A 5609-nucleotide genomic window follows, 5' to 3' on the forward strand; every position below is an offset into this window, starting at 1 on the left:
GGGCGAGGGCCTGGGCGGTGGCGGCCAGCGTGTCGCATCAACGAGTGAGAGCCTTTCTGGACCGGGCCGTGCCGTTGTTGCGATGGGGCTACCCCCGACGATGTCACCACGATCAAGCGCTGTCGGCCGTGCTTCGCCATCGTTGTGATGAGCAGGTGCGCACTGGTGGAGTACACGTCGACCGCCTGCCAAGTGAACTTCGCTCCGATCGTGCAGATCACGGCGTCGGTCTGCGCGACGGCGTCGTCGATCACGTTGCGATCGGTCGCGTCACCGGCGAGGACCCGGAGCCGATCGTGGCGTACGGGGAACGAGTCGGGCCGGCGGGTGAGTGCCCGGACGTCGTACCCGCGGTCGAGCGCCTGCCGCACCACCTCTCGGCCTGTGGGGCCGTTCGCTCCCAAGACCAAGAGGCGCGGAAGGTGTTCCACGTTCTTGCTTGCCGCCGCCTCGCTGGCCCGAGTCACAGTTCGAACGCGATGTTGACCTGCCCGTGTGCGCTGATCTGCTGCGCCTTGGCGGAGTCGTCGTAGGCGAAGAACCACAGGTCGCCGTCGAACTCGGCCTCCTGCAGGGCCATCGGCCGACTGACGTTGCGGCCGTCGGAGGTCGTCGTGGTCAACATCGCGACCTTCGCGTCACTGACCAGCTCGGCGACGTGGTGCTGGGTGGGGGTGGTGTCGGCCATGTCTTTCTCCTCATCGAGTAACAGAATTCTGTTTCTTCGAGCGTACGCGCTCGAAGCGGGCGATGGAAGGATGAGGGCATGCCCTCTCTCCCGGACTCCGAAGCGGCGCGGGACCTGGACGACGTCCTGACCTGGAACGTCGTCCGGGTCGCACGGTTCGTCGGGAACCGCCTCGCGGGGCGCCTTGCAAGCCTCGGCCTGAACCCGATCCAGTTCGGCGTCCTCGCGTTCCTCGAGAAAGAGGGCGAACTGACCACGGCCGAGATCGCGCGGGCCGTGCTGCTGCGGCCGCAGAGCGTCGCCCCGCTCCTCGACGGCCTGGAGGGACGAGATCTGATCTGCCGTGTCGGCGACCGCGGAAAGGGGCGACGTAACCCCGTGAGGATCACGGACGCCGGGAGCGAGGCCCTCGAGCAGGCGTGGGTGATCGCGCTGGCCGCCAACGACCTCGGCGACGCCGCGCTCAGCAGAGACGAGAGCAACGAGCTCAACCGGCTCCTGCTGAAGATCGCTCTAGCTACCGAGCCCTGAATGCACCACGCTCAGCTCGTGGTCCTGATCGACGTCGACGCCGCCCGACAGGACATCGGCTCTCAGTCAACCCGGCGAACGATGCCGTCGTCGGCGAGGTCTGCATCATGGACACGACGGTCAGGTCGGTGGGCTTTGGCACAATGCACGAGTGGCTGCTTCCGATGATCGTCCGCGACGTTTCCCCCGCTCGCTCTACTCCGTAGGAAGCGAACCGGACCCGCGGTACTCGCTCGCGAACGAACGGACCTTCCTCGCCTGGATCAGCACCGGACTCGGCTTGTTGGCCGCTGGCGTGGCCCTCGACGTCCTGGGCAACCCGATCGATGCGGGTCTTCGCCATGCCGCGGCCGTCGTCCTGGTCTCTGCAGGGTTGCTTGCGCCCGTGCAGGCATGGGTCGGATGGTGGTGGGCCGAGAGGGCGATGCGACTCAGGCGACCCCTCCCGGCGCCCCTGTTCGCCCTGCCTCTCGGGCTCGCGGTCGCTGCCGCCGCGGTTCTCGTCCTGATCGGTCTCCAACCGTGACGGACGCATCCGGCCTCGTCCCCGACGAAGGCATGCAGCTCGAGCGGACATCGTTGGCGTGGCAGCGGGTGGCGCTCGGTCTCGTCGCGGCGTCACTGGCAGCTGGCCGTGGTCTCGAGGACGTGTTCGGTCTCGCTGCGTGGGGTGTCGCCGGCATCGGCGTGACAGCCGCCGTGTGCCTGTTCTTCACTACGAACAAGAGGTATCGATCCGGTCGACGTCACCTGAGTCACATCGATCCCGGTTCACTCCCGACGGGGGCTCGAACGGTGCTGGCGACCGCAGCACTCACGGCGCTGGTCGGTGGTGCTGCGTTCTTCTTCTTGCTGACGTCGTCGTGAGTGGATGCTGACTCAGCCACCGAGGCGGCGGTGTCAGGCGCGGGTGAGGAAGAGCTTCTCGATCTCGTCGACGGTGAGCTTGCGTCCCGCCTCGGCGCACCCGGGGAGGTGTCCGTCAGGCGACCTTTGTCCGTTCGCCCGACAGGCTGTGTGTCCGGTGCGCGACGTCACAGCTCCCCACCAGTCGTGCATGGGCGCATTGGCCGTGTATCCGCGTCGCTTGGCGATCTTCCCGTCGTGCACGATCGCAGTCGTTGAGCCGTCGCAGGCCTTCGTGGCACGTGCGTCGCGACTCACGCTATTGCCGTCGCACAGATCGTGTTGCCTCGCGACCCGCTTTCGCGGTGTTCGGCCGGGATGCGAACAGGGCGAGGGTGGCTGCGAGAACGACGCCGCTGATGAAGATCGCCGTGAGGTGCGTGTTCAGGGGGCCGTGGTTGTACATGGTCACTCCGACGGCGATGAAGGACAGCCCGAGGAGCGTCACGACGACAGGCTGTTGTCGGCGGAGGCCGATGAGGACGACGGCTGCGGGAACGATGTACAAGACGATGCTCGCGGTGCCCATCTGGTTGACGGCGGTGATGTAGCCCGCCGAGCCCGGTACGGCGGCGAGGGTGCTGCGGTAGAACATGGCGCCGCAGTGAAGGACGAGACCAAGGGTGCCGATGGTAACGAGTGCCAGGTCGACGTAGGTGAAGGCGCGTTCTCTCGAACCCAGTGGCACGGCACGGAGGGTGAGACGGGTGGCGAACAGGGCGACGGCTGTGGCGATGAGGGCAATGCTGAACAGGGGCGGCATCGAGGACTCCTGGGTGGGTTGACGATTGGTGTTGACGCGTTCAGAGGTGCGTGGCGATCTCGTCGACACCGGACACGGTGAGGGTGGGTGGTGAGAAGTGGGCGGGGTATTCCCGCCCGGATCGGTTGATCCAGATCGTGGAGAGCCCGGCGCCGGCTGCACCGTGGACGTCCCAGGGGTGGACGGCGGCGAGGTAGACGGGACCAGCGCCTCCGATGCGTTCGCGGGCCTCCACGTACGCGGATCGGGCGGGTTTCCAGGGCGTGTGGCCGTCGACCGTCAGCAGCTGCTCGATGGTGTCTCGGGCGCCGGCTTCGTCGAGCAGCCTCTCGGCTGTGGCGGTGGGGCCGTTGGACAGGGTGAACAACCGATGCCCAGCCGTGTGGAGCGTCCGCAGCCCGTCGGCGACGTCGGGATGCGGTGGCACGTGGGCGAACGCGGTCATGACGGTCTCCACACCCCTGTCGAGGTGCACGGGCGGTAGCCACGCCGTGAGCAGGTCACGGGCGTCGTTCGAGGCGATGTCGTGGAACGAGGCATCGCTGCCGGCCGTCGTGAGGGCGAAACCGTCTCGGAGGACACAGGCGAACCATGTCGCGGCCAACTCTCGACCCGCCCCGAGGTGCTCGAACGCGTCGGCCACGGGGCTGAGGTCCGAGAGGGTCTCGTTGACGTCGAAGATGATGGTCACGGGCTGCCGGGTCATCTCACCACTGTGCTCCGATGTCTCGGATGCTCGGCTCGGAAGCGGGTTTCGCGGCGCCGACGAGACCGGATGCCTCGGTCGGTCAGGCCGCTTCGGCTTCGGCGATCACGCGTCGGAGGGTGATCAGGGCGTCGCGGACGCGGGTCTTCATCGTCCCGATGGCGACGCCGGCCTCGCGGGCAGCCTCGCTGTGGCTCAGCCCGCCGAAGTACACCAGCTCGAGGGCCTGCTGCTGCAGGTCGGTCAGGGTGCGCATGGCCCTCGTCACCCGCTCGTGCTCGACCCGCGTCTCGGCGGTCTCCGCCACGTCGTCCCGTGCGTCGTCGAACTCCCTGGCACCGACCGCGAGGTCGCGGTCACGTGCGGACTGGGAGGCGCGCACCCGGTCGACGGCGCGGCGGTGCGCCATCGTGAGCAGCCACGACGACGCTTTGCCCCGCGCGGGGTCGAAGCGAGCGGCGGTCTGCCAGGCTTCGAGGAAGATCTCTTGCGTGACCTCCTCGGACTGCGCCGGGTCGACCAGGATGCGCCGGACCAGACCCAGGACCCGCGCAGCCGTGCTGTCGTAGAAGAGCGCGAAAGCTTGCTGGTTGCCTTCGGCGACGAGGACGAGGAGGTCGTCGTCGGAGCGTTCGACGCCCCAGGGCGGTGCGGGTGCGAGAGGCATGACGTCCAGTCCGGGTGGCTCGGTGGTCGGGGTCGTGTGCCCCCCGACGACACTCCGTGGACTCTATGCGTCTGAAACGGACGTGACGACCCCAGAACGGGGGGCACACGTTTCGTCTGCGGCGGTCGTCAGCCGCGGCGCAGGAGGTGTTGGGTGACGGCACTTTGCGGAAGAGAACGAAGCGATCAAGGAGTCCATTGCCTCCAAGCGCATGGGCGAGCCCCGCGAGGTCGCCACCGCGATCGATCTTCTCTTCTCCGATGACGCCTCTTGCATCACCGGGACATCCCTGGCCGTCGACGGCTTCCTCATTTGAGCTCAATATCCCGGCGACTTCAGCACCGGCCGCCAGGTCGAGGAACCTAACCTCGTGCCGGGCCGACGTGGGAACGCCTTCTCCAGGCTGTCTGGTTCGGCCGGGCCTTGGTCCTCTCGCTAGGCCGCGACTCACGCATGGTTCAGTTACTTTAAGGCCGCATGTGAGATGCCTGGTCGACGGTGGTCTGCCAGACGCCCCAACGTGTCCGGGCAGGTGGGGTCGACCGAGATTGTCGGATCAGAACATCATCGCGAAGGGGTGCCTAGGTGCATGCCTGGAGGACGATTCCGCCGAAGGCTGCGACGAGTGCCGCGAAGGTCGTCGCTGCAGCGGCTCCTCGAACGACGCTTGAAGGGATGCGGCGGTGTCGGTGTGGGGGACTGACACGGGGACTGGGTGTCGTCGGTTCGTTGGTGGGCATGACTGCAACTTCTGGGTGAGTGCATGCCGCGGGAGATGACGAGGAGGGAACACCACACGTGGGTGGCGTTCACGGGCAAGCCAGATGAACCCCATCGACACGGCCCTCACATTAGGTTGAGCTGGTGCCCGAGCACAGGTAGCGCCTCGGATGCTCTCCTGAACTGGTGTCCTTGAGGCGCGGTCGCCGCTTATCAACATCCGCGTGAAGTCGTTAGTTGGGGTGATGCGGCCATTTCGCTAAGCCGCGGCGGACGGAAGGGCAACGCCTAGGGCGGCGTCGATCGAGTCCGCGATGTGACGCAGATGCTTTGTCATGCCGGCCATTGCCTCTGGGTCAGAAGGAGCGGGCTGCCCGGATAGCGTCAGCGTAGAGGTCAATGACGGCGCCCGGGACTGCTGTCGGTTCGGTTGACTCCTGCGCTGTGAGGATTTTCGTTCTCACGGAAGGATGGTCACCGTGCCCAAAGCATTCCCATTGGAGTTCCGTCGCGATGTCGTCGCGGTCGCTCGTCGGGGCGAAGCCCCGATCAGCCGGATCGCGAAAGACTTCGGGATCTCGGAGTCGTGCCTGCAACGGTGGCTGAAGATCGCCGACGTTGAAGACGG

10 protein-coding genes and 1 pseudogene are annotated in these 5609 nt (G+C 66.8%); 5 read left to right on the plus strand and 6 right to left on the minus strand.

Translation table 11 applies throughout. The annotated features are described in order from the left end of the window. Together SD72_RS16530 and SD72_RS16535 are read right to left on the minus strand one after the other, a co-directional pair. Positions 1-431, minus strand: a 431-nt coding sequence (locus tag SD72_RS16530) for an NAD(P)-dependent oxidoreductase (protein WP_232299843.1), incomplete at its 3' end; no start/stop codon positions are given. Between the two features lie 32 nt (positions 432-463). Then, the gene (locus SD72_RS16535) at positions 464-688 is read right to left on the minus strand and encodes a pyridoxamine 5'-phosphate oxidase family protein (RefSeq protein WP_052492786.1); all 225 of its coding nucleotides are present in this window, start codon (positions 686-688) and stop codon (positions 464-466) included. 78 nt (positions 689-766) lie between these two features. On the opposite strand from SD72_RS16535, the gene SD72_RS16540 reads away from it, so the two are divergent. The 3 genes from SD72_RS16540 (at position 767) to SD72_RS16550 (ending at position 2086) form a co-directional block, all read left to right on the plus strand. Next, positions 767-1219 (plus strand): MarR family winged helix-turn-helix transcriptional regulator, encoded by a 453-nt coding sequence (locus SD72_RS16540; protein WP_052492787.1) that lies wholly within the window; start codon positions 767-769, stop codon positions 1217-1219. 151 nt (positions 1220-1370) lie between these two features. Beyond that, a complete protein-coding gene (locus tag SD72_RS16545; RefSeq protein ID WP_042545571.1) occupies positions 1371-1745 on the plus strand; it encodes a YidH family protein in 375 nt (124 codons plus the stop codon). Then, positions 1742-2086, plus strand: a complete 345-nt coding sequence (locus tag SD72_RS16550; RefSeq protein WP_052492788.1) for a DUF202 domain-containing protein — start codon at positions 1742-1744, stop codon at positions 2084-2086. Before SD72_RS16545 ends, SD72_RS16550 begins: the two co-directional genes overlap by 4 nt. A 33-nt stretch (positions 2087-2119) precedes the next feature. On the opposite strand, the gene SD72_RS16555 is transcribed toward SD72_RS16550, so the two are convergent. The 4 genes from SD72_RS16555 to sigK all read right to left on the minus strand — a co-directional run bounded on the left by SD72_RS16555 (position 2120) and on the right by sigK (position 4261). Then, positions 2120-2383, minus strand: a complete 264-nt coding sequence (locus SD72_RS16555) for a hypothetical protein (RefSeq protein WP_042545572.1) — start codon at positions 2381-2383, stop codon at positions 2120-2122. A 1-nt stretch (position 2384) separates the two neighbouring features. Then, positions 2385-2888 carry a hypothetical protein gene (locus SD72_RS16560; protein ID WP_042545573.1) on the minus strand — a complete coding sequence of 168 codons (504 nt, stop codon included), beginning with the start codon at positions 2886-2888 and terminating at the stop codon, positions 2385-2387. 40 nt (positions 2889-2928) lie between these two features. Further along, positions 2929-3594 carry a haloacid dehalogenase type II gene (locus tag SD72_RS16565; protein WP_042545574.1) on the minus strand — a complete coding sequence of 222 codons (666 nt, stop codon included), beginning with the start codon at positions 3592-3594 and terminating at the stop codon, positions 2929-2931. An 82-nt stretch (positions 3595-3676) separates the two neighbouring features. Continuing rightward, positions 3677-4261, minus strand: coding sequence for an ECF RNA polymerase sigma factor SigK (gene sigK, locus SD72_RS16570; RefSeq protein ID WP_042545575.1), 585 nt, complete (start codon positions 4259-4261; stop codon positions 3677-3679). A 175-nt stretch (positions 4262-4436) separates the two neighbouring features. Between sigK and SD72_RS17600 the strand changes: the two are divergent. After that, positions 4437-4577, plus strand: a pseudogene (locus SD72_RS17600) (SDR family oxidoreductase); the annotation flags it as partial. Positions 4578-5460: 883 nt separating this feature from the next. After that, positions 5461-5609, plus strand: a 149-nt coding sequence (locus SD72_RS17605; protein WP_157000657.1) for a helix-turn-helix domain-containing protein, incomplete at its 3' end; no start/stop codon positions are given.

This window comes from Leucobacter komagatae (assembly GCF_000834055.1).
Classification (GTDB): domain Bacteria; phylum Actinomycetota; class Actinomycetes; order Actinomycetales; family Microbacteriaceae; genus Leucobacter; species Leucobacter komagatae_A.

Coding starts and splice junctions, on each gene's coding strand:
- SD72_RS16565 (WP_042545574.1), bottom strand. CDS start 3,594: ATGACCCGGCAGCCCGTGACCATCATCTTCGACGTCAACGAGACCCTC.
- SD72_RS16535 (WP_052492786.1), bottom strand. CDS start 688: ATGGCCGACACCACCCCCACCCAGCACCACGTCGCCGAGCTGGTCAGT.
- SD72_RS16560 (WP_042545573.1), bottom strand. CDS start 2,888: ATGCCGCCCCTGTTCAGCATTGCCCTCATCGCCACAGCCGTCGCCCTG.
- sigK (WP_042545575.1), bottom strand. CDS start 4,261: ATGCCTCTCGCACCCGCACCGCCCTGGGGCGTCGAACGCTCCGACGAC.
- SD72_RS16540 (WP_052492787.1), top strand. CDS start 767: ATGCCCTCTCTCCCGGACTCCGAAGCGGCGCGGGACCTGGACGACGTC.